This window comes from Streptosporangium sp. NPDC001681 (genome assembly GCF_040298085.1).
Lineage (GTDB): Bacteria > Actinomycetota > Actinomycetes > Streptosporangiales > Streptosporangiaceae > Streptosporangium.
The window spans coordinates 1-23,225 of sequence record NZ_JBEOZN010000077.1; the positions used below are offsets into that span (position 1 = coordinate 1).

Annotated in this window: 21 protein-coding genes; 11 read left to right on the forward strand and 10 right to left on the reverse strand. The window is 70.5% G+C overall.

The features are described 5' to 3' along the window. The 4 genes from ABT130_RS29685 to ABT130_RS29700 all read left to right on the forward strand — a co-directional run. Positions 1 to 848: dolichyl-phosphate-mannose--protein mannosyltransferase (locus ABT130_RS29685; protein WP_502992227.1), on the forward strand; the 848-nt coding region annotated here is incomplete at its 5' end. Positions 849 to 958: 110 nt separating this feature from the next. Next, a complete protein-coding gene (locus ABT130_RS29690; protein WP_350928521.1) occupies positions 959 to 2,173 on the forward strand; it encodes a hypothetical protein in 1,215 nt (404 codons plus the stop codon). A 323-nt stretch (positions 2,174 to 2,496) separates the two neighbouring features. Further along, a complete protein-coding gene (locus ABT130_RS29695; RefSeq protein WP_350960753.1) occupies positions 2,497 to 3,141 on the forward strand; it encodes an SRPBCC family protein in 645 nt (214 codons plus the stop codon). Positions 3,142 to 3,716: 575 nt separating this feature from the next. Beyond that, complete coding sequence (locus tag ABT130_RS29700) at positions 3,717 to 5,222, forward strand: ricin-type beta-trefoil lectin domain protein (RefSeq protein WP_350960756.1); 1,506 nt, start codon at positions 3,717 to 3,719, stop codon at positions 5,220 to 5,222. A 300-nt stretch (positions 5,223 to 5,522) separates the two neighbouring features. Here ABT130_RS29700 and ABT130_RS29705 read toward each other — a convergent pair whose 3' ends face one another. After that, the gene (locus ABT130_RS29705) at positions 5,523 to 6,215 is read right to left on the reverse strand and encodes a TetR/AcrR family transcriptional regulator (protein ID WP_350960759.1); all 693 of its coding nucleotides are present in this window, start codon (positions 6,213 to 6,215) and stop codon (positions 5,523 to 5,525) included. 94 nt (positions 6,216 to 6,309) lie between these two features. Between ABT130_RS29705 and ABT130_RS29710 the strand changes: the two genes are divergently transcribed. Continuing rightward, on the forward strand, positions 6,310 to 7,938 hold the full coding sequence (locus ABT130_RS29710; RefSeq protein WP_350960762.1) for an ABC-F family ATP-binding cassette domain-containing protein: 1,629 nt from the start codon (positions 6,310 to 6,312) through the stop codon (positions 7,936 to 7,938). A 6-nt stretch (positions 7,939 to 7,944) separates the two neighbouring features. Here ABT130_RS29710 and ABT130_RS29715 read toward each other — a convergent pair whose 3' ends face one another. Then, on the reverse strand, positions 7,945 to 8,799 hold the full coding sequence (locus tag ABT130_RS29715; RefSeq protein WP_350960764.1) for a MarR family winged helix-turn-helix transcriptional regulator: 855 nt from the start codon (positions 8,797 to 8,799) through the stop codon (positions 7,945 to 7,947). A 451-nt stretch (positions 8,800 to 9,250) separates the two neighbouring features. On the opposite strand from ABT130_RS29715, the gene ABT130_RS29720 reads away from it, so the two are divergent. From ABT130_RS29720 to ABT130_RS29735, 4 genes are all read left to right on the forward strand, one after another. After that, positions 9,251 to 10,186 carry an SRPBCC family protein gene (locus ABT130_RS29720; RefSeq protein WP_350960767.1) on the forward strand — a complete coding sequence of 312 codons (936 nt, stop codon included), beginning with the start codon at positions 9,251 to 9,253 and terminating at the stop codon, positions 10,184 to 10,186. Continuing rightward, a complete protein-coding gene (locus ABT130_RS29725) occupies positions 10,183 to 11,352 on the forward strand; it encodes a zinc-dependent alcohol dehydrogenase (protein WP_350960770.1) in 1,170 nt (389 codons plus the stop codon). Before ABT130_RS29720 ends, ABT130_RS29725 begins: the two co-directional genes overlap by 4 nt. Positions 11,353 to 11,416: 64 nt before the next feature. Next, entirely contained in the window at positions 11,417 to 12,517 is a 1,101-nt protein-coding gene (locus ABT130_RS29730; protein ID WP_350960772.1) for an epoxide hydrolase family protein, read from the forward strand. A gap of 54 nt (positions 12,518 to 12,571) precedes the next feature. Beyond that, complete coding sequence (locus ABT130_RS29735; protein ID WP_350960774.1) at positions 12,572 to 13,528, forward strand: helix-turn-helix transcriptional regulator; 957 nt, start codon at positions 12,572 to 12,574, stop codon at positions 13,526 to 13,528. A 119-nt stretch (positions 13,529 to 13,647) separates the two neighbouring features. Here ABT130_RS29735 and ABT130_RS29740 read toward each other — a convergent pair whose 3' ends face one another. Further along, the gene (locus ABT130_RS29740; protein WP_350960777.1) at positions 13,648 to 14,322 is read right to left on the reverse strand and encodes an ankyrin repeat domain-containing protein; all 675 of its coding nucleotides are present in this window, start codon (positions 14,320 to 14,322) and stop codon (positions 13,648 to 13,650) included. Positions 14,323 to 14,352: 30 nt separating this feature from the next. Beyond that, complete coding sequence (locus ABT130_RS29745; protein WP_350960780.1) at positions 14,353 to 14,493, reverse strand: hypothetical protein; 141 nt, start codon at positions 14,491 to 14,493, stop codon at positions 14,353 to 14,355. A 74-nt stretch (positions 14,494 to 14,567) separates the two neighbouring features. Here ABT130_RS29745 and ABT130_RS29750 point away from each other — a divergent pair, with 74 nt between their 5' ends. Beyond that, entirely contained in the window at positions 14,568 to 16,292 is a 1,725-nt protein-coding gene (locus tag ABT130_RS29750; RefSeq protein WP_350960783.1) for a PHP domain-containing protein, read from the forward strand. Next, positions 16,289 to 16,837 carry a hypothetical protein gene (locus tag ABT130_RS29755; RefSeq protein ID WP_350960786.1) on the forward strand — a complete coding sequence of 183 codons (549 nt, stop codon included), beginning with the start codon at positions 16,289 to 16,291 and terminating at the stop codon, positions 16,835 to 16,837. Before ABT130_RS29750 ends, ABT130_RS29755 begins: the two co-directional genes overlap by 4 nt. A 204-nt stretch (positions 16,838 to 17,041) precedes the next feature. On the opposite strand, the gene ABT130_RS29760 is transcribed toward ABT130_RS29755, so the two are convergent. The 6 genes from ABT130_RS29760 to ABT130_RS29785 all read right to left on the reverse strand — a co-directional run bounded on the left by ABT130_RS29760 (position 17,042) and on the right by ABT130_RS29785 (position 23,216). Beyond that, positions 17,042 to 17,896, reverse strand: a complete 855-nt coding sequence (locus ABT130_RS29760; RefSeq protein WP_350960789.1) for an ABC transporter ATP-binding protein — start codon at positions 17,894 to 17,896, stop codon at positions 17,042 to 17,044. Next, complete coding sequence (locus ABT130_RS29765) at positions 17,893 to 18,969, reverse strand: FecCD family ABC transporter permease (protein WP_350960792.1); 1,077 nt, start codon at positions 18,967 to 18,969, stop codon at positions 17,893 to 17,895. Before ABT130_RS29765 ends, ABT130_RS29760 begins: the two co-directional genes overlap by 4 nt. 139 nt (positions 18,970 to 19,108) lie before the next feature. Beyond that, positions 19,109 to 20,152 (reverse strand): FecCD family ABC transporter permease, encoded by a 1,044-nt coding sequence (locus ABT130_RS29770; RefSeq protein ID WP_350960794.1) that lies wholly within the window; start codon positions 20,150 to 20,152, stop codon positions 19,109 to 19,111. Then, a complete protein-coding gene (locus ABT130_RS29775; RefSeq protein ID WP_350960797.1) occupies positions 20,149 to 21,195 on the reverse strand; it encodes an iron-siderophore ABC transporter substrate-binding protein in 1,047 nt (348 codons plus the stop codon). Before ABT130_RS29775 ends, ABT130_RS29770 begins: the two co-directional genes overlap by 4 nt. A 283-nt stretch (positions 21,196 to 21,478) precedes the next feature. After that, positions 21,479 to 22,252: a helix-turn-helix transcriptional regulator gene (locus ABT130_RS29780; protein WP_350960799.1), complete on the reverse strand. Its 774-nt coding sequence runs from the start codon at positions 22,250 to 22,252 to the stop codon at positions 21,479 to 21,481. A 214-nt stretch (positions 22,253 to 22,466) separates the two neighbouring features. Next, positions 22,467 to 23,216 carry an SDR family NAD(P)-dependent oxidoreductase gene (locus ABT130_RS29785; protein WP_350960802.1) on the reverse strand — a complete coding sequence of 250 codons (750 nt, stop codon included), beginning with the start codon at positions 23,214 to 23,216 and terminating at the stop codon, positions 22,467 to 22,469. Between the last annotated feature and the right edge of the window lie 9 nt (positions 23,217 to 23,225).

The window sequence follows — 23,225 nt, forward strand, 5'->3', positions numbered from 1 at the left end:
AGTGGTCGGGGATCTTCTTCCTGGTCGCCTTCGCGATCATGTCCCTGGTCTGGGACGCCGGCGCCCGCCGGGCCATCGGCCTGCGCAGACCGTACGGCGGGGTCTTCGGCAAGGACCTGCCGAGCGCCCTGCCCGCGCTGGCCCTGCTGCCGGCCCTCACCTACATCGCCTCCTGGGCCGGCTGGTTCGCCTCCCCCGGCGGCTGGGGCCGCAACTGGGCGCAGGCGACCTCGCAGGGCCCGGTGTTCTTCGTCTTCGACTCCTTCCGCTCCTGGCTGAGCTACCACTTCCAGGTGCTGAGCTTCCACACCGGGCTGGCGACCCCGCACAACTACCAGTCGGACCCCTGGTCCTGGCCGCTGCTGCTCCGCCCCGTGGCGTTCTTCTACGAGAGCCCCAAGGGCGCCTGCGGCACCGACAACTGCTCGCAGGCGGTCCTGGGGGTCGGCACCCCGGTCATCTGGTACGGCGGCCTGGCCGCCCTCATCGCCATGGTCGCCTGGTACGTCGCCACCCGCGACTGGCGCGCCGGGGCCGTGCTCCTCGGCTACGTCGCGGGCTGGCTCCCCTGGTTCTACTGGGCGATCGCCGACAACCGGACCATGTTCCTGTTCTACGCGATCCCCATGGTCCCGTTCATGATCCTGGCGATCGTGCTCGCGGCCGGAATGATCATCGGCCCGTCCGGCGCCCCGCCCGGACGGCGGATGACCGGTGCCGCGATCGTGGGGGCCTTCACCCTGCTGGCGCTGGTCAACTTCTGGTGGCTCTACCCGGTGCTCACCGCCGAGATCATCCCCTACGCCGAGTGGAGTTCACGAATGCTTTTCAAGAAAGGCTGGATCTGACAGCTCGCATATGAGCCACTTAGAAGACATTTCCTAGGGTAGGCACCGTGCAGGATCCATTACGTCACGTTCATCGTCAGAGCAGGCCCGCATACGGCAGACTTCGAGGCATGCCTGCACCGGACGTGGCCGCACTCCTGTCGGAGCTGGAGCGTTCCGAACCCGCCTCCGCCGAGCACGCACGCAGCGCGATCGACTGGCTGACCGGTGGCGAGCCACTGGAGACGATCACCGAGCTCAACGTGTGCGAGTTCCTCTGGTACACGTTGCCCTCCAAGGTCACCGGAGACCGCACCGTGATCGCCCACGCGCTGGGCCGGCTGCTGCGGCTGGGCGGCCTGGAGCGCTACGCCGCCCTCTGCTCCTCCCCCACCACCGCCCACATCCTGCGCACCTACGCCCGCCTGGGCGAGGACGCGGGCATGGCGGCCTACCAGAGCGCCCTGGACGCCACGGGCGTGCTCCCGCCCGACGTTCCCGAGCTGCACTGGAGCTCGATCATGGGCCCCGAGGAGCTGGGCGCGCACGGCGCCTGCTCGGCCGCGCTGGAGCTGGCCATCGTCTCGGGAAGGCTCACCCCCGACTCCGCCGAACGGCAGACGCTCACCAGCCACTGGCTCACCGCGCCCCGTCCGGAGCTGGGCGGCGACAACTGGCTCCACCGGGTCCAGGGCGAGCGGCTCAACCGCTGGGTCCTCGGCCGGGGCACCGCCTGGCGCGAGCTCGCCCAGCCCTTCGAGGTGCGCCTGCACGCCCCCATCCCGGCCCCCGACGAGGCTCACCTGGGCGCGCTGCGCTGGCTGCTGACCGTGGGCCGCCGCCCGGGAGGCATCCCGCTGACCCAGCGGGACAACCTCGCCCGTTCCGTGCTCGCGGAGAGCACCTGGAGCGGCGCGGAGCTGGCCGCGGTCCGCGAGGTGGCCCAGGGCCACATGGGCGCGCTGCGCCAGAGTGGCAGGCGCCTGGTGACCACCCCGGCGGGTGAGCGCCTGCTCGGCGACGCCGACCTGCTCTGGGAGACCGCCGCCTCCGCGCTGCTGGCCCCCGTCTCGGGGGAGAGCGGCTTCCGTACCTCGGCCAGGGAGGTGGCGCTGATGCTGCTCGCCGACGGCGCCCCCGCCGACCGCGACCACGTCACGGCGGTGATCGACTGCTCGGAGTGGCAGACCGTGGAGGTCGACGCCTCGCTCACCGAGCTGAACAGGCGCCTGGACGCCTTCGGCCTGCGCGTCGACGGCAGCCTCACCCCCGCCGGACGCTCAGCCGCCCTGGCCGCCCTCCGCAGTCACGCCCTCCGGCCCCGCCAGTACGTCAACCTGACCTGATCTCCCTTCGCGTGCTCCGGCGCCGCGGCCGACCGGAGCCGTACGAGGGACACGGGCGGGCGTGGCGCCGGAGCCCTGCCCAGTGGCGCGCTGCCGGGCATCCCGATCGCCGCGGCCGTCCTGCTCATCCTGCGGGAGGTGGTCCTGCCCCGGCAGGAACGCACCCGAGGGCACCCGAGAGCAGCGGTCACCGGCGCTCGCTACATCGCGCCGGGCTGTGCGGCGCCGCGAAAATTTATCACTTCTTCGCCACGAAATCTCATAGATCACAACAACATGCGATAGAAGATCACATGCACCTATTGTCTCCTCTTGGGGTACACGTGAAGAAGCACCTTCGACTCCTCGCGGCCCAACTGTTCGCCGCGGCCCTTGTCATCACCGCCTTCTCCAGCCCCGCCAGCGCCGACACTCCGGCGAGCGACGCCCAGCTCGCCGCCGAGTGGCAGACCGCATGGGACACCCAGAAGTTCTACGACACCACGCCTCCCGCCGCCGGCTCCGGCCGGAGCCGGGCCCAGAGCAGCATCTCGATCACGATCAACGCCCCCGTCACCAAGGTGTTCGCGGCATATTCCAACATCAACAACCACGTCGGCATGCACTCGTTCCTGAAGCGGGTCGTCACCCACAAGGACTGGTTCAAGTACGGCAAGCGCCACATCAACTTCACCGCCGTCGAGGAGATCCCCTACGAGGGCGCGATCGTCACCAGCAACACGCACGCGCAGCAGCGCATCCACGCCGACGCCCTCTACTACGAGACGGACACCTGGTCGCTGCCCGGCGTCGTCACGCACCAGAAGATCGTCTTCACGAAGCTGACCGGCGGGAAGACCAAGGTCACCGAGTACCTCACCTTCGACGCCGACACCTCACTGATCGACTTCGTCGTCGCGAACGGCGTCGCCTCCCACGAGGTGACCCAGGCGGGCCTGAAGCAGGCGATCGAAAGCGGCTCCATCTGATCCACCCCCCGGCCGGGGCCCGCTTCCACGGCGCGCCCCGGCCGGCTCACCACGCCGGCCCTGCATTCCACACATGACCCCGATCGACCTGCGTTGATCCCCGGCGGCTCGCGGGTGTGGCCCGCGCCGTCCCTCACCCACCCCACGAAGACGCCGTCCTCCGGCTGCCCGGTGTCGGCGAGCCCACCGGCGGTCAGGTCGCTCACGACCGTACGGCCGCTCGTCCACCTCACGGTGCCGATGACCCCGGCCGTGCGGAAGACGGCGACGCTCGCCGCGATCTCCGCCTCAGGCAGGATGATCTCCCCATGCCGCGCCCAGGTTGTCTCCGCTCCCTTGACCAGTGCCGGAGAACACCGGCATTCCGCCCATTCTCGGACTGGCGCACAAGTTTCCACATCCCCGGTAGCCCCGGGAACCTCGCAGGTCACGAACGGGATGCGGGCCGGCGAGACCCCACCCGGCGATCACATTCGGGGGATGACCTTCTTGACGTAAAAAATTACAAATGTCAAAGTCTCCCTCAAGAGAGCGCTCTCACGCCTCGTCCACCCCCCAACCTCAGAGGACCTGCCGTGAGATTCACCGTGCTGACCGGCGCGGCGGTGGTCGCCGCCGCGTTGGTCTTCCCAGCAGCCCCCGCACAGGCCGCCCCGCCCGGCCCGAACCCGTCCGCGTCCGCCTCCCCCGAGCAGGCGCTACAGCGAGATCTCGGCCTGACCCCCACCCAGGCCCGCATCCGGCAGGCCCACGAGGCCGGGGCATCGGTGGTGGAGCGGAACCTTCGCAAACGCCTCGCCGACCGGTTCGCCGGCGCCTGGTTCACCCCCGCCGAGGGACGGCTCTCCGTCGGCGTTCTGAACGGCCAGGACGCCGAGCTCGTCCGCAGGGCGGGCGCGCTGCCGGTGATCGTGCCACGCAGCGAGAAGCAGCTGGACGCCACGAAGGCCACCCTCGACAAGGCCGCCGAGGCCGCCGGCAAGAACATCTACAGCTGGCACGTGGACCTGGCCGCGAACACCGTGGTGGTGTCGGCCGCCGACCGCGACGCGGCCCAGAGCTTCGTCAGGAGCAGCGCCGTCGACTCCGACGCGGTGAAGATCGCCGTCGGCCAGACCCCCAGGCCGCTCTACGACATCCGCGGCGGCGACCAGTACGTCATCAACGGCAACACGCTCTGCTCGGTCGGCTTCTCGGTCAACAACGGCGGCTTCGTCACCGCCGGGCACTGCGGTGGCACCGGCAGCCCCACCCTCGGCTACAACAACGTCAGCCAGGGCACCTTCGCCGGTTCGTCGTTCCCCGGCAACGACTACGCCTGGGTCCGTACCAACGGAAACTGGACACCCCGCCCGTGGGTCAACAACTACGGCGGCGGCAACGTCTCGGTGGCGGGCTCCCAGGAGGCCGTGGTCGGCGCCTCCATCTGCCGGTCCGGGCGCACCACCGGCTGGCGCTGCGGCGTCATCCAGGCCAAGAACGTGACCGTCAACTACTCGGGATCGCTGGTCTACGGGCTCACCCAGACCACCGCCTGCGCCGAGGGCGGCGACTCGGGCGGCGCCTGGATCACCGGTGACCAGGCCCAGGGCATCACCTCCGGCGGCTCCGGCAACTGCTCGACCGGCGGCAACACCTTCTACCAGCCGGTCAACGAGGTCCTCGGCGCGTACGGCCTGACCCTGACCACCACCGGCGGCGGGAACACCAGCCGGCTCATCGGCTGGCAGGACAAGTGCATCGACGTGCCCAACAGCAACGGCGCCGACGGCCAGCGCCTGCAGCTGTGGGACTGCAACAACACCAACGCCCAGAACTGGACCTTCCCCGGCGACGGCACCGTCCGCGCCTTCGGCCTCTGCATGGACGTGGCCTGGGGCTCCACCGCCAACGGCGCCGCCATCCAGCTCGCCAACTGCAGCGGCAACCCGGCACAGCAGTTCGTCCTGAGCGGCGCGGGCGACCTGGTCAACCCGCAGGCCAACAAGTGCGTGGACGTCACCGGCTGGGGCGGTGGCGGCACCCCGCTCCAGCTCTGGGAGTGCAACGGCGGCGCCAACCAGAAGTGGCGCCGCGGCTGACCCGCACCTTCACATGACCCCGTCGGGGCGGTGAGCACCCACCGCCCCGACACCGACTCAGGCCCACCGGCCGGCCGCCGGGGAGCGCGGTCTCCCGGCAGCCGGCCGGTGGGCCGGCTGCCGTTCACCGCGACCGCCATCCGCACCGGGCGACAGGAGATCACCCAGGCCCTGGCCCCCCTACAACGGAGAGGGCCGCGGCCGCCCTCACCCCCGGCACGCCGTCCCGGCTCCGGGACATCAAGCGGCGCCGTGACCCCCGGAGGGGTGTGCCGCGGTGACTTCCCGGTGCTCGACCGATCACGTCGACGGAGCGCGGCTCGCCTGGATGCCGTCGAGGAGCCAGGTGAGGCCGAGGGCGAAGCCGGTGTCCCAGTCGCCGTCCACGACGAGGGGGCCATGGGCGGCGAGCGCGGGATAGCGCTCGCGGTTGGCACGCAGGTGCTCTCCGGCCGCCTGCCGCACCGCCGGCTCCTCCTTGGTAAGCCAGGTGGCCTGCATCAGGGCGGAGCCGATGACGTAGTTGGAGAGCCCGTACGCCGCGGCGGTGAGGTGGGGCTCGACGACCCCGGCTCCCAGCAGGGTGGCGTACAGGAACTCGCTGCGGGCGAGCACGTTGGGGCCCAGCATCGGCCGGCCCAGCAGCGCCGCCGACCAGGGGTGCTCCAGGAGCGTGGCGCGCCAACCTCCGATCAGCGCGGTGATGCCGGCACGCCAGTCGCGCTCCCCCTCCTTCGGGATCTCGACCTCCGCGAAGATCGCGTCGAGCGCGAGGTCGAGGACGTCGTCCTTGGTCTTGACGTGCCAGTACAGCGTGGTGGAGCCGGTACCGAGCCGCTCGGCGAGCCGTCGCATGGTCAGGCGGCCGGCGCCCTCCTCGTCCAGCAGGGCCACGGCCTCCTCGACGATCCGGTCCCGGCTGAGCGGGGGGACGTCGCGCCCCGCGCCCCCGGACGATCGCAGCCACACGTTTCCCGCCTTGCTCTTCTCCACGAGGGCGAGTCTAGTATGTTGATCGAGCACCGGATCATTGATCCGGTCACTGGAATAACGATCCGGCACCCGTACCAAGCCAAAGGGGGCGGCAGTGGCGGGACATATCGAGGTGGACCGGCTGACCTACGTGCTGCCGGACGGACGCCTGCTCCTGAATGAGGTGTCGTTCCGGATCGGCGACGGGGTCAAGGCCGGTCTGGTGGGACCGAACGGCGCGGGCAAGACCACCCTGCTGCGGCTGATCGCCCAAGATGTGCAGCCGGACGACGGCCGCGTGGTCCACTCCGGCGGGCTGGGGGTGATGCGGCAGTTCATCGGCAGCGTCCGCGACGGCCGGACCCTGCACGACCTGCTGCTCTCGGTGGCACCCGACCGGGTCCGCACGGCCACCGCGAGCCTGGAGCGGGCGGAGTCGGCGCTGGCCGCTCACGACGACGAGAAGACCCAACTGGCCTACGCGCAGGCGATCACCGACTACACCGACGCCGGCGGCTACGACATGGAGGTCGTCTGGGACACCTGCACCACCGCGGCCCTGGGCCTGCCCTACGACACCGTTCGGGACCGTCCGGTGAACACCCTGTCGGGAGGTGAGCAGAAACGACTGGTCCTGGAGGCCCTGCTACGCGGCCCGGACCAGGTCCTGCTGCTGGACGAACCGGACAACTACCTGGACGTACCGGGCAAGCAGTGGCTGGAGGACCAGCTCCGGGCCAGCACCAAGACCGTGCTGCTGGTCTCCCATGACCGGCAGCTGCTGGCCGGCGCCACCGACCGCATCGTGACCGTGGAGTCACGTGGCGTCTGGGTGCACGGCGGGGGCTTCGCCACCTACGCCCAGGGCCGCGAGGCCCGTATCGCCCGGCTGGAGGAGCGACTCCGGCGCTGGGACGAGGAACACGCCAAGCTCAAACACCTGGTGCGCACCCTGCGGCAGACCGCCGCCAACAACGACGCGGTCTCCTCGGCCTACCGCGCCGCGCGCACCCGGCTGAGCAGGTTCGAGGAGGCCGGCCCACCGGAACGCCCGCCCAGGAAGCAGAACGTGCGGATGCGACTGCGCGGCGGCCGCACCGGCAAGCGTGCCGTCATCTGCGAGAACCTGGAGCTCACCGGCCTGATGCGGCCGTTCGACACCGAGATCTGGTACGGCGAGCGCATCGGGGTGCTCGGTTCGAACGGCTCGGGCAAGTCCCACTTCCTGCTCCTGCTCCAGGAGGCCGCGGGCGACACGGCGCCCACGGTGCGGCACACCGGCTCGGTGCGGCTGGGAGCGCGGGTGGTGCCCGGTCGTTTCGTACAGACCCACGCCCGCCCCGACCTGCACGGCCACACCCCGGTCGAACTGGTCCTGGCCGGTCACCCGCTCACTCTGAACGACGCGATGGCCGCCCTCGCCCGCTACGAACTCGCCCCCGCCGCGTCCCAGCGCTTCGAGACCCTGTCCGGCGGCCAGCAGGCCCGCCTGCAGATCCTGCTGCTGGAGCTGTCAGGCGCGACCCTGCTCCTGCTCGACGAGCCGACCGACAACCTGGACCTGGCCAGCGCCGAGGCCCTGCAACAGGGCCTGGCCGCCTTCTCCGGCACCGTCCTGGCCGTCACCCACGACCGCTGGTTCGCCGCCGACCTCGACCGCTTCCTGATCTTCGGCGCCGACGGAACCGTCTACGAGAGCCCCGAACCGGTCTGGCACGAGGGCCGAGTGGAGCGCTCCCGCTGAACTCGCCTACCGCAGGAGCTTGACGAGCAGGGCGCGGAGGTCCTGGGCACCTTCGGGGCCGAGGGTCTTCTCGATGTCGTGCTCGACGCCGCGCATCGCGTCGCGGACCGCGGGGAGGCGGACGCGGCCGAGGTCGGTGAGTTCCAGGGCGTAGCGGCGGCGGTCGTGCGGGTCCTGGCCGCGGACCACGATCCCGGCCTGGACGAGTTCCTCGACCAGCGACGCGGCGGCCGGTTCGGTGAGGTCCAGATACCGGGCGAGCTGCTGCTGGGGGCAGGGCCCGAGCCGGTCCAGGGCGGGCAGCAGGCCGAAGTGACGGGTGCGCAGGCCGTACTCCGCCAACCTGTGGTCGCCGAGCCGGCGCAGGTGGTAGTGGGCCTGGGCGATGAGGTGTTCGGTGCTCGCGACGGTGGACCGCTCGTCGTGGGCGACCAGCCTGCTCAGCAGCTCGGTGAGGCGCCGCCGTTCGGCCGGGGTCAGCGGGGCGGTAAGCCGGACGTCCCGGTCGGCGACGGCCTGACGCATGTCCTTCAGCGCGGTACGGCCCTCGTCGGTCAGTGACAGGACATAGGTACGGCGGTTGGCCGGGTTGCGGGTCCGGGTGACGTAACCGGCCTGCTGGAGCCGGTCGAGCAGCTTGACCATGATCGTCCGATTGATACCGAGGCGGTGCGCGAGGTCCTGCTGCGAGGGCGCGTCCTCGTCGGCCAGCACGTCGAGCACCACGAAGTCACGGGACTGCGGCCCGCCCCGTACGGCCTCGCCGGTGATGCCGGTGAAGACCCGCCGCAGTAGATGGCCGATGGTCACGCGCAACGGCCCGGACCCCTCGCCGACGGCCCCTCCCCGCTGATCGGACACGGCCACCACCTCCCCGAACAAGCCTAGCGGCGCTGATTGTTCAGCGAGTTGACGTATGGCACTGCTGACGGTTGAAGACCGTGCCGACCACCGGCAGGAGTCAGATCGCGGCCCTCGACACCGCCCTCCGTGACGGCCGGTACCCCCCTCGCGCGAGGGGTCTTGGGCCTCTTCCCCGCGGAACGAGACGAACGACAAGGCCGTTCGGATCCCATCGACTCCCGAAGACGTGCCACAGGGGAGGTCTCCGGAAAGTCCAGGGCTACTTGAAGGATTCGGACGATCGGTGTCATCCCAGGTCAGCAGGGGTAGGGACGAGAACTACCGCGGGTGCGCCGTAGACCGGAGGGACGACCGTCCGGGCTGGGTGCCCCTACCGCGGATGGGGCGGCGAGAGCGGTCGTGGCCACCGCTGGAGCGGCGGGAAGCCACCACCCAGGTGAGGAAGATCATGGTTGAAGAACACGAATACCCGACTCCCCCTCTCGTTCGCGCGCTGGGCTGGACCAGCCTGGGACTGGGCGTGGCGCAACTCGCCGCACCGGGTGCCGTCAGCCGCCTGGCCGGGATCGACGACTCGCCCAAGGCGTTCGGCGCGGTGGTGCTGGTGGGCGTACGGGAGTTGTTTCACGCGGCGACCCTGCTGAACAGCCGCGATCCCGCTCCCTGGGTGTGGGCCCGGGTCGCGGGTGATGCCCTGGACCTGGCTCTGCTGGGCCGGGCGATCGCCGGCCGCACCGGCCGGAGACGTGGCCGCGTCACAGCGGTGGCGGCGACGGCCGCCGTCGTCACGGCCGCCGACCTGTGCGCCGCGATACGCGCGAGCCGGCACCGTCCGGAGGAGGGGTCCGCGCGCTGGATGAGCCTGCACGCGGCCGTCACGATCAATCGCCCCCGCGAGGACGTGTACCGGTACTGGCGCGACTTCGAGAACCTTCCCCGCTTCATGGCGCACCTGGAGTCGGTGCGGACCATCGGTGATGGGCGATCGCACTGGAAGGTGAAGGGGCCCGCGAAGAAGGCCATCGAGTGGGAGGCCGTGATCGTCGAGGACCGCTCCGGCGAGGTGATCACCTGGCGCTCCACCGGGAAGGCCACCGTCGACAACAGCGGTTCCGTGCGTTTCACCGACGCGCCCGGCGGACGCGGCACGGAGGTGCGGGTGAACCTCAGGTACGCCCCTCCGGGCGGCAAGGTGGGCGCGGCCTTCGCCAGGCTGCTGGGCGAGCATCCCGAGCAGCAGGTACGAGACGACCTGCGCCGGTTCAAGCAGGTCATGGAGACCGGAGAGGTGGTCCGCTCCGAAGGGAGCCTGGAGGGCCCCCACGCCCTGCGGCACGCCGTACAACGCCCCGCCCAGCCCGTGATGTCAGGGAGTGCCTCATGAAAGCCAACTGCTGGATGGGTCGCAACACCGTCGAGGTCCTGGAGGTTCCCGACCCCACGATCCTGAACGCTCATGACGCTGTCGTCCGCATCACCTCGACCGCGATCTGCGGCTCCGACCTGCACCTCTACGACGGCTACATCCCGACCATGAAGAAGGGCGACATCCTCGGCCACGAGTTCATGGGCGAGGTGGTGGAAGTGGGCCCCGAGGTGCGAAAACTGCGGGTCGGCGATCGCGTGGTGGTGCCCTTCCCGATCGCCTGCGGCGCCTGTGGCGCCTGCGAGCACGGCATGTACTCGGTGTGCGAGAACTCCAATCCCAACGCCGGTATGGCGGAGAGGCTGATGGGTCACTCTCCGGCCGGGATCTTCGGTTACTCCCACATGCTCGGTGGCTACCCCGGAGGTCAGGCGGAGTACGCGCGGGTGCCGTTCGCCGATGTGGGGCCGATCAAGATCGAGGACGACCTACCGGACGAGCAGGTGCTGTTCCTGTCCGACATCCTGCCCACCGGCTGGATGGGCGCGGAGATGTGCGACATCAAGCCCGGGGACGTCATCGCCGTCTGGGGCGCCGGGCCGGTCGGCCAGTTCGCGATCGCCAGCGCGTTCCTGATGGGCGCTGAGCGGGTCATCTCCATCGACCGCTTCCCCTACCGGCTGCAGAAGGCCGAGCGCGCCGGTGCCGAGCCGCTCGACTACGAGAAGGTCGACGTCCTCGACGCGCTGCGGGACATGACCGCCGGCCGGGGTCCGGACGCCTGCATCGACGCGGTGGGCATGGAGGCCCATCACCCCGCCGGCGTCGCGCACGCCTACGACCGAGCCAGGCAGGCGACCCGGATGGAGACCGACCGGCCGTATGCCCTGCGCGAGGCGATCATGTCCTGTCGCAACGGTGGAGTCGTCTCCGTGGTCGGCGTCTACGGCGGCCTGATCGACAAGTTCCCGATGGGCTCGCTGATGAACCGGTCGCTGACGATGCGCAGCGGCCAGTGCCACGTGCAGCGCTATCTGAAACCCCTGCTGGGCAGGATCCGCAACGGCGACATCGATCCCAGTTTCGTCATCAGCCACCGCATGCGGCTGCAGGACGCCCCGCGGGCCTACGAGATGTTCAAGCACAAGCAGGACGAGTGCAACAAGATCGTCCTCACCCCCTAGCGGGGTCCTCCCCCCGGTTCCTGACGGACACCATCTGACCGCGATTGATCCTACGGTCGCGCTCATGACAGAGAACACATCCGTTGTCCCTTTCCGTATCGACGTCCCGCAGGCCGAACTCGATGCCCTGCGGGACCGTCTGGCCCGGACGCGCTGGCCCGGGGAACTGCCCGGTGTCGGCTGGAGCCGGGGCACGCCGGTGGCTTACGCCAGGGAGCTGGTCGAGCACTGGCTCACGGGCTTCGACTGGCGGGCACAGGAGCGCAGGCTGAACGAGCTGCCGCAGTTCACGACCGTCATCGACGGACAGACCATCCACTTCGCACACGTCCGTTCGGGTAATCCCGACGCGCTGCCGTTGCTGCTCCTGCACGGCTGGCCCGGCTCGTTCGTCGAGTTCCTCGATGTGATCGAACCGCTGACCAAGGAGTTCCATCTGGTGATCCCCTCGCTTCCCGGGTTCGCGTTCTCGACGCCGCTGGCCGAGCCCGGCTGGACGGCCGCCCGCATGGCCGGGGCGTTCGTCGAGCTCATGGCCGTGCTCGGCTATGAGCGGTATGGCGTTCAGGGCGGCGACACCGGCGCGTTCGTCGCCCCGGAGATGGGTCACCTCGCCCCCGAGCGCGTCGTCGGCATCCACCTCAACGGCGTCCTGTCATTCCCGGCGGGGGTCGAGGGAGAGGACGCGCGACTGTCCGAGGCGGAGCGGCAGCGCTCGGCCGAGCTGGAGGAGGCCACCGCCGGCTACGTCCCCATCCAGTCGCGATCGCCGCAGACGCTCGCGTTCGGCCTGACCGACTCGCCTGCCGGGCAGCTGGCATGGATCGCCGAGATCTTCCACCGGTGGGCCGGGACGCCCATCGACCGCGACCGGTTCCTGACCAATGTCAGCATCTACTGGTTGACGGGCACCGCGGGCTCCTCGGCCCAGATCTACTACGAGCAGGTGAACGACCCGATGGCGTGGGTGCCGAAGCCGCGCGGCACCGTGCCCACGGGCGTGCTGCTCGCCGGGTCACACGAGTACGGCATCCGGCCCTACGCGGAACGCGACCACAACATCGTGCACTGGTCGCAGAAGAACAACGGCGGGCACTTCTTCGCCATGGAGGAGCCGGAGGTGTTCGCCGAGGACGTGCGGCGGTTCTTCGGGAACCTCACGTAAGGGCGTTGGTATTCGCGGTCATCTCCTGACCGCGATCGGTGTCAGCATCATCGTGTGTTGGAAACCTCGGCCCGGCTGCTCCGTCTGCTCGGCCTGCTCCAGGTCCACCGCGACTGGTCGGGGACGGAGCTGGCCGAGCGTCTCGGGGTGAGCCCCCGGACCGTCCGTCGCGACGTCGACAAACTGCGGGTTCTGGGCTATCCGATCACCGCGATCGGCGGCGTCGGCGGCGGCTACCAGTTGGGGGTCGGCGCCTCGCTGCCCCCCTTGCTGCTCGACGACGAGGAGGCGGTCGCGGTGGCGGTCGGGCTGCGCACCGCGGCCGGCGGCGCGATCACGGGTATCGCCGAGACCTCGGTGCGGGCGCTGGCCAAGCTGGACCAGGTGCTGCCCTCGCGGCTACGCCACCAGGTGGACACGCTCAGCTCGGCCATGGTGATCATGCCGATGCCCGGTTCGACGGTCGATCCGTCGACGCTGATCGCGATCGCCTCGGCGGTGCGCAACCACGAACGGCTGCGCTTCGACTACATCTCGCACGACGGCTCGACGACCGTACGGGACGTGGAGCCGTACCGGCTGGTCCAGCACGGACGGCGTTGGTACCTCTTCGCCTGGGACACTGGCGTCTCGGACTGGCGGAGGTTCCGGGCCGACAGGTTGTCGATGCGCGTCCCCACCGGACCTCGGTTCGGCCCGAGACCGTTGCCCGCCGAGGATCTGGCCGACCACTTCGCCATGGGGCCGACTGCGAACGGCCACCGCTACCGGGCGGTGCTCACCATGTACGGCTCGGCTGCGGAGGTGGCCGAGGAGGTGCCGCCCACGCTCGGTGTGGTGGAACCCGTCGACGACCGCACCTGCACCCTGCGCATCGGCTCGGACAGCCTCGACCACCTCGCGGTGTGGGTCGCCGCGTTCGGCTTCGAGTTCGACGTCCGCGAGCCGCCCGAGCTGGTGGAGCACCTTCGCACACTGACCGCCCGCCTGCAGCGGGCCACCCGGCCGTAGAGAGAAGCTCCCAGACCTGTGGAAACCCTGACCCGCCGACATCTCAACCGGGCGACGCTGGAGCCGTCGTTCTCAAGTCCGGCCCCGAAGGCGCCGCCGATCATCGCGATGGAGACGGGTCACCGTGCTCCGGCGGAACGCAGGATCGCGGCGATCTCGCTCTGGCCCCTGTCGAGTGCGTGCTGGAGCGGGGTCGTGCCGTCCTTGTCGGCCAGGTTCACGTCGGCGCCTCCCGCGATGAGCAGACCCACGATCTCCCGGTACGGCGCGGAGCCGTCGCCGAGGATGACCGCCTCCAGCAGTCCGGTCCAGCCCAGGTCGTTGACGTGGTCGACGTTGATGTCCGTCTTGAGCACCTCGCGCACGTAGTCCACATGGCCGCGCTCACATGCCGGGATCAGCGAGACCCCGCCGTACCGGTTCCTGATGGTCAGGTCCGGCCTGGCCGGGAGCAGCGCGTGAAGCATGGCCACGCTGCCGGTCACCCCCGTCACCAGCCAGGGCGTGTCGTGCTGAAAATCCAGCGCGTTCGGGTCCGCGCCCGCGGCCACCAGGACCTTGGCGACCTCCACGTGGTCGGCCGCCGCGGCGAGCAGCAGGGCGGTACGGCGCTGCGGGTTCCGGGCCTCGATGTCGGCCCCGTTCGCGATCGCCTCGCGGACCTTGGCCACGTCGCCTTGGGCGGCGGCGGTCAGTGACTGTTCGTTGAGCACAGCGGATCCCTTCATGCCGGAGGGGCCGCACGCGGTGAGGGCCAGGGCGAGCCCGGCGAGCAGGAAACCACGGCGGTCCACGGTCACATCCTGCCAGTGCTGCCGAGGGCGTCAGCCGAGCTGCCCGGCGACGGCCTCGTCGATGGCGAGACCGGTGAGGACACCCACCCCTGACGACCGCTCCGCAGCGGGCCGCCGGGCGGGATTCCAGATCGCAGGACAGACCATGCTGAACGGCCCGCCGCCATTCATCTGAGATTTACCTGGTTGGGCCAGGGTGCCCAGGTAGCCGAGGCGAAGCCGCCCGGCGGGACGAAAGGCACGGCATGGGACACGACCACGGGCACGACCACTCGCACCCGCATCACCACGATGCGACCCACCCAGGCGATCAGGGCGAGATGGCCCCGGTCGTGGACATGTCGGTACCCGACGCGGAACTCTCGCCGGGACAGCTGTCGCGGCGCCAGATGTTCCGGCGTGCCGGACTGCTCGGCGCGGGTCTGGGCGCTGCCGGTGTCCTCGGGACGCCCGGCCTGGCCGCCGCGGAGGCGACGACGGCGCGCAGCCGCGGTGACCGCGAGCCTCGGGACGGTTACCTGTGGCTGGCCGGTGACCACCACATCCACACCCAGTACAGCTCGGACGGCATCTACCGGGTGATCGACCAGGTGCGGCACGCCACCGCCTACGGCCTGGACTGGATGGTCATCACCGACCACGGTGGCGCCACGCACGCCAAAATCGGCGTGGACAAGGTCAACCCCGACATCGTCGCCGCCCGCGCCCAGGTCAGGGATGCCCTCATCTTTCAGGGCCTGGAGTGGAACATCCCGGCCGCCGAGCACGGCACCGTCTTCGTCGCCCCGGGCCGGAACGAGGTGAGCACCCTCAAGGAGTTCGAGAACTCCTTCGACGGGTCGGTCAAGAGCGCCACCTCCAGCACCCCGCAGAACGAGGTCCTGGCCATCGCCGGCCTGAACTTCCTCGCCGACGCCGTCCGGCGCCGCCGCGTCGAGGACGCGCTCTTCCTGGCCAACCACCCGGCGCGCAAGGGCCTCGACTCCCCGCACGAGATCCGAGGGTGGCGCGACGCCCAGCCCTCCATCGCGGTCGGCATGGAAGGCGCCCCCGGCCACCAGGCGGCCGGCATCCCCAAGCCGCACGGCCCCGGCTCCGGACGCGGCTTCTACGACAGCACTCCCGGTGCCGACTCCTGGCCCGGCTATCCTGCCGAGAGCTACAAGACCTTCGGCGGCTTCGACTGGATGACCGCCACCGTGGGCGGTCTGTGGGACAGCCTCCTGGCGGAGGGCAAGGGCTGGTGGATCACCGCCAACTCCGACTCCCACACGGTCTACGCCGACACCAGCGAACGCGGCCCGAACAGCGACTTCAACGCCAACGGCAAGTACGAGGACCCGATCTACAAGGGCGTCCAGAACCTGACCGCGGGTGACTTCTGGCCCGGCTACTACAGCCGCACGCACGTTGGGTCGCAGGGATTCTCCTACGGCGCGGTGATGGACGGCATCCGGCAGGGCCGCGTCTGGGTCGACCACGGTGGCCTGATCAGCGGCCTGGTCGTGCGTGCCCGGATCTCCGGCCGGGGGCAGCGCGGCGTCACCCTTGGTGACACGCTGCACGTACGGCGGGGCGACCAGGTAGAGCTCGCCATCGAGATCACGTTGGCCAACCAGCCGAACTGGGCGCAGTTCGTCCCCACCCTGGCCCGGGTGGATGTCATCCAGGGAGATATGACGGGCCCGGCCGCCGACAAGGACGCCTTCACGACGCCCGCCACCAAGGTCGTGCAGTCCTTCGAGGTCGGCAAGAACAGCGGCACCGTCACCTTCACCTACCGGCTCGGCGCCGTCGACCGCCCGGTCTACCTGCGGCTGCGCGGCACCGACGGCAACCGCAGCGCCCCCGGCCTGCTCGGCGCCTCCATCGACCCGCACGGCCCGCAGATCGACGTCTTCGGTGACGCCGACCCGTGGAAGGACCTGTGGTTCTACAGCAACCCGATCTGGGTTCTGCCGCGCCGATGACGATCCTCGGTCTCGACGCGGGATCCTCCACCCTCGGCGAGGCCGAGCACCTTCTCCACCAGGTGGTGAAGGTGCTCGGCCTGCCGGGGGGCACGGTCGGCTGCACACACTTCGTGCGGACCGGCCGGCCACATGTCGCCTGCTCCCTCGCCGTCTCCGGACCGGTCGATCCGGCCGGGCTGCCCGAAGGGGTGTCGGCCGCGATCGGCGAGAGCCGTACCGGTCCGGAGTCGGAGGGCGCCGCGCTCGCGGCGGCCGAGCACGCCACCGGGGCGAGCGGACGGCTCATCACCTATGCCGGCCGGGAGGCGCTGACCGGCACCCTCAGCGTCGGCGAGATGCTGGAGCGGTCCGCGATCGAGCGGGTGATGGTGCTGGCCCAGACCCGGGAACCCGCGCATGACATGCTCATCGTGACCAATGACCACGTCCGGCCGGTCTGGCGCGACGGGCTGATAACCCTGCTGTGCATGCCCGCCGCGGGTGGACGCCTGATGCCGGCCGAAGTGCCGAACCCGACGCCATGCTGCGCGGATCACAGCTGAGTGCGGTGAACCGCGCTCATGGTCTGCATGGCCGACCAGCGCATCCCGCTCATCCGGCGACAGGTCCACGACCGTCCCGAACCCGCGCCGCAGGACACCACAGCGCCTCCCTTTGATGGGCGGCCGTTTCACCGGTCGGCATAAAGGAGGCTCGGGAGCACAGCTGGGGCATTGAGAGACTTCCACTGACCTGCGCCCGAGCGATCATCCTTCGGCCCGGCAGGTGGCTGAGACCGCTGACCGGGTCTCTCTTGCCTGTGGCCGGATGTGGTGGCGGCCGATGGGGAGCATCAGGGGGCGGCCGGAGACGGGGTCTTCGATGATGCGGCTGTCGAGGCCGAAGACGGTGCGGACGCTGTCTTCGGTGAGGACCTCGGCCGGGGTGCCGGAGGCGTGGAGGCGGCCGTCTGCCAGGGCGATGAGGTTGTCGGCGTAGCGGGCGGCGAGGTTGAGGTCGTGCAGGACCATCACGATGGTGGTGCCGCGGGTGTGGTTCAGGTCGGTCAGCAGGTCGAGGACTTCGACCTGGTGGCTGGCGTCGAGGAAGGTGGTGGGCTCGTCGAGGAGGAGCAGGTCGGTCTGCTGGGCCAGCGCCATGGCGATCCAGACCCGTTGGCGCTGGCCGCCGGACAGCTCGTCGACGGCGCGGTCGGCGAGGTCCGTCGTCCGCGTGGCCTCCAGGGCGGCCGCCACCGCGGCGTCGTCCTTGTCGTTCCACCGGGAGAAGATCCCCTGGTGGGGGTGGCGGCCGCGGCCGACCAGGTCGAGCACGGTGATGCCCTCGGGCGCGACCGGCGACTGGGGCAGCAGTCCGAGCGTGCGGGCCAGTTCCTTGGCCGGCATGCGGTGCACCTGTCTGCCGTCCAGGACCACATGGCCCTCGCGGGGGGCGAGCAGCCGGGACAGGGAGCGCAGGAGTGTCGACTTCCCGCAGGCGTTCGCGCCGACGATCACCGTGATCTCGCCGGGCGGCACGACCAGGTCGAGGGACTCGACGACGACGCGGTCGCCGTAGCCGAGCGTGAGGCCCTCGGCTACGAGGGAGTGGGACGTGGTCACAGCGAGCCTCCGGCCCGGTGGGTGCGGACGATCAGGTAGACGAGGTACGGCGCCCCGAGGACGCCGGTGACGACGCCGACCGGGTAGCGGACGTCGAACGCGAACTGGCCGGCGAAGTCGGCGACGAGGACCAGGAGGGCACCGACGAGCCCGGCGGGCACGAGCAGAGAGCCGCCGGGGCCGAGCAGCCGGGCCGCGATGGGGCCGGACAGGAACGCCACGAACGCGATCGGGCCGGCCGCCGCCGTGGCGAAGGCGATCAGGCCGACGGCGGTGACGATCACCATGACGCGGGTGCGTTCGACACGGACGCCGAGGGCGGAGGCGGTGTCCTCGCCGAGCTGCATCATCGACAGGTCGCGGGACAGGGACAGCAGGGCGGGGGTGAGGACGACCAGCGCGACGAGGGTGGGCAGGGCCTGCTCCCAGGTCACCCCGTTGAGGCTGCCGGTCAGCCAGCGTGTGGCCTCCTGGAGGTCCCATTCGGCGGCCTGGGACAGGACGTAGGAGGTGATGCTTTCGAGCATCGCGGAGATCCCGATGCCGATCAGGATGAGCCGCGTGCCGACGACGCCGTCCCGGAACGCCAGGATGTAGATCAGCAGGGCGACGGCGAGGGCGGAGACGATGGCGAGGAACGACACCTGGGTCCCGCCGAGGGACAGCGACACGATCGCGATGGCCGCCGCGGCGCTCGCGCCCCAGCTGATGCCGATGATGTCGGGGCTGGCCAGTGGGTTGCGGAGCATCGTCTGGAAGGTGACGCCAGCCAGGCCGAAGCTGAATCCCGCGACCACGGCGAGGACGGTCCGCGGCAGCCGGAGCCGCCCGACCGTGAAGGACGCGCCCGGCACCTGCTCGCCGAGGATGACGTTGATCACGTCGCGGGGCGGGTAGAAGGTCTGCCCGAACATCAGGGTCATGGCGAACCCGGCGACGACGAGCACCGCCAGCGTCAGGACGACGATGCGGCGCCGGGAGGCGCTCCGGCGACGGCCGCGGGCGACGGCCTCGACAACGGACGGCCGGGGGGCGGCGGGGGCGCCGCGGTGCTCGTTGGTCCGCGCGCGCACAGCCCCCTCCTTCGCCGGGACTGCGAGCGCAGCGCTGCTGTGTTTGTCGGTTCGCTCGCTACGCTCGCTCACAGCCCCTCCTTCGTCGGGACTGCGAGCGCAGCGCTGCTGTGCTTTTTGGTTCGCTCGCTACGCTCGCTCACAGCTCACGCACCTTCTGGCGACGGACGATGTGGATGAAGAACGGGGCGCCGATCAGCGCCGTCACGATGCCCACCTCGATGTCCGCGGGGCGCGCCACGATACGGCCGACGACATCGGCCGCGGTGAGCAGGGCCGCGCCGACCAGGGCGGAGAACGGCAGCAGCCAGCGGTGGTCCACGCCGACGAGCAGGCGGCACGCGTGCGGGACGACGAGCCCGACGAAGGCGATCGGCCCGGCGACGGCCGTCGACGCCCCGCACAGCACGACGGCGCCGAGGGCGGCCGTGGCCCGGACGACGGCCACGCGCTCGCCGAGCCCGGCGGCGAGTTCGTCGCCCAGAGCGAGCGAGTTCAGCGCCCGCGCGGACAGCAGGCATACGACGAGGCCGACGACGAGGAACGGCAGGACCTGCCCGATGCGCTCGTAGGACGCGCCGCCGACCCCGCCGATCTGCCAGAGCTTGAAGCCCCCGGCGATGTCATTGCGGGGCAGCACGACGGCGCTGACCAGGGACGCGAAGGCCGCCGACGTGGCGGCGCCGGCGAGCGCGAGTTTGAGGGGCGTGGCCCCGCCACGCCCGAGGGACCCGACGGTGTACACGAACACGGCCGAGACGGCGGCCCCCGCCATCGCGACCCAGATGTACCCGGTCGGCGACGTGAGCCCGAAGAACGCGACGGCGGTGACGACGGAGAGCGACGCGCCCATGTTGACGCCCAGGATCCCCGGGTCGGCCAGCGGGTTGCGGGTCACGCCCTGCATGACGCCGCCGGCGAGGCCGAGCGCGGCGCCGATCACCACCGCGAGCAGGGTGCGCGGTATCCGCTTGGCGACCGCCGCCTGTTCGAGGGAGTCCTCCGCGCCGCCGAGCGCGGCCCAGACGTCGGACCAGGCGACGTCGCGCGAGCCGAGGGCGACGGAGGCCACCATGAGCACGGCCAGGACACCGACCGCGACGAGCAGCCACAGAACCCGGACGCGCGCCGGACGCCGCACGAGGACGGTGTCCGGCAGGCGGTCGGTGTCGACCGACGTCACTTGACCTTGTCCGCGGCCTCGGCGAGCGCCTTGGCGTAGTCCTCCAGCACCCACGAGATCGACAGGGGGGTCGGGTTCGCGGCGGTGCCCAGGGGCGTGCTGCCGGGCAGGAGGTACACCGAGCCGCGCTTGACGGCGGGGATCTTCGACAGCAGCGGGTCCTTGCGGAGCGTCTCGAACAGCTCGCCCTTCTCGTCGCCGTATCCGGTGATGATGTCGACGTCGTCGAACAGGTCGATCTGCTCCGCGCTCCGGGTCAGGGCGAACTTGTCGGTGCCCTTGGACGCCTCGGCGATGCTGCCCGGGATCGTCAGCCCGAGGTCCTCGAAGAACAGCGTGCGGGTGTCGTGCGTCGTGTAGAAGCCGACCTCGCTCACGTCGTTGGGGTCGACATGTGTCATGAACATCGCCGACTTGCCCTTGAGCTGCGGGTACTTCGCGACGACCTGGCTGATGTCGCCCTCGATGTCGGTGATGAGCTTCTCGGCCTCGTCGGCGAGACCGATGGCCTTGCTGTTCATCCGGATGATCTCGCGCCACGGGGTCGCCCACGCGGCGTCCGGGTAGGCCACCACCGGAGCGATCTTGCTCAGGGTCTCGTAGCCCTGCTTGGTCAGGCCCGAGTAGGCGGCCAGGATCACGTCCGGCTTCGTGTCGGCGACGGCCTCGAAGTCGATGCCGTCGGTCTCGTCGAACAGGACGGGCTTCTCGGCCTTGAGTTCCTTCAGTCGCTCGTCCACCCAGGGCAGGAGCCCGTCGCCGTCGTCGTCGCCGAAGTTCGCGGCGGCCATGCCGACCGGGACGACGCCGAGGGCCAGCGGCGCTTCGTGGTTGGCCCAGTTGACCGTGGCCACCCGCTCCGGCTTCGCCTGGATGGTGGTCGTCCCCAGCGCGTGCTGGATCGTCATGGGGAAGGCGCTCGGGCTGCTGCTCGTGCTGCTGCTCGCGCTCTCGCTCTTGGTCTCCGACGAGCCGCCGCAGCCCGCGATGCCCAGCAGGATGGCCGTCACGGCGAGGATGCGAAGGCTGTATGGACGCTTCAATCCGTACTCCACTCTCAGAATTCCGCGGGTTCCGGCCCTCGCACGTCTGGATCGCGGTCCTGCGTTCGTGGAGCGGTACACCGTACTGCCACAAGCCCTCGACTTAGTTAGGTAAGGCTTGCCTTGTTCGGAACCCTAGGAGAAATGACCGAGTTGTCGCAATAGCCCTTTTGAGACAGCTGTTGTCGAGATCGGGACACGGAGACCGGGCGACGACCCCGCAGGCGGTGCGTGCACGAGACCTGCGCCGCGTCCGGAAGGCGGCCTTCGGCGTCCCGGAGTCTCAGCGCGCTCGGAACGCTCCCGGTGTCAGCCCGGTCGTCCGCCGGAAGGCCGCGCCGAACGCGCTCGCCGAACGGTAACCGACCTCCTCGGCCACGACGTCGACCTCCCAGCCCTGGGTGAGCAGCGCGACCGCGTGCTGGGCGCGCACCGCCGCGATCCAGCGCGCGAAGCTGGTGCCCGTCTCCGCGTTGAAGGCACGGGTGATCGTGCGGGCGCTCACGCCGAGGCAGGACGCCCAGTCCGCCAGCGTCCGCGGATCGCCCGGATCGTCCCGGACCGCGTCGGCGATCGGGCGCAGCAGGTCGGAGGTGGGCATGTGCAGGAGCAGTTCGCGCGAGGAGGGGGTGAGCACGTCGAGCACCATCGCCTCGGTCACCGCCCGCGAGTCGGAGGACAACTCCGTGTCGGCGAGCCGCTCCAGCAGCAGCCGGAGCAGCGGGGTGATCTCGACGCCGACGGGCGTGGGGAAGATCGGGGTCATGGTGCCGAAGCCGAAGAAGTTGGCTCGGCACCAGGTGCCCGCGATCGCCGAGCCGGAGTGCAGCGTGCCCGCGGGCATCCACAGGCCCAGGGCTGGGGTGACCGTCCAGACCCGCGCCCCCACCACGGCCGTGGACGCGCCCCGCTCGTTCCAGAGCAGTTCGTGGAAGGGATGGGAGTGCTCGTTCCAGGTGGTGTCGTGGGCGATGGTCTCGCTCCAGCCCAGGATCACGAACGGCACCTCGACCGGTCCCGCCGCGAGGGCGGGCAGCATGCGGGTCTCCCTGATCACGGGAGGACGCGATGGGACGCGAGCGGCATTCCCCCACCCTAGCCAGTGCGAGCCGCCCACACCCCTGCGGGCAGGCCGATGAGCGGGAAGGAGACTTTGGCGGCGGTCCGGGCCGTTTGTCTCCAGACTCATCCCAGCACTCGCAGGCCACGACGAGACGGGGGCGGTCAGCGGGCCGAACCAGGCGCCCGGCCGCCGTCCGCCGCCACCCCGTTCAGGTGCGGGGCAGCCGCAGGCCCGACATGCCGCCGTCGACGGCGAGCGACATCCCGGTGGTCGCACCGGCCGAGGGGTCGGCGAGGTAGGCGACGGCCGCGGCGACCTCCTCCGCGCGCACCAACCGGCCAGTGGGCTGGCGGGCCGCGAGGCGCGCCTTCTCCCCCTCCGGGTCGTCGGTCCGCGCGAGCAGCCGTGCCACCCATGGCGTGTCGACCGTGCCGGGGGCAACGCAGTTGACCCTGATGCCCTCGGCGACCAGGTCGGCCGCCATCGCCAGGGTCAGCGCATGCACCGCGCCCTTCGACGCCGAATACAGGGCCCGCTGCACCAGCCCGGCCGTCGCGGCGATCGACGAGGTGTTCACGATCGCGCCGTGCGCACTGTGACGCAGGTACGGCAGTGCGGCCTTGGTGGTGCGGACGACCCCGACGACGTTGATGTCGAGCACCCGGTGCCACTCCGCATCGTCGTTCGCCTCAACGGCGCCGACGGCGCTCACGCCCGCGTTGTTGACCAGGATGTCGATGCCGCCGAAGGCGGCGGCCACCTCGGCCATAGCCTTTTCCAGCGACACGGAGTCGGCGACGTCCGCGACGACGCCGAGCGTGGCACCGCCCTGCTCACCGGGGTCGAGGTCGAGCACGCCCACCTTCGCCCCACCCGCGACGAACGCCTCGACGCATGCCTTGCCGATTCCCGAGCCACCTCCGGTGACCACGGCGACCAATCCGTCAAAATTCCCCATATCGCTTCC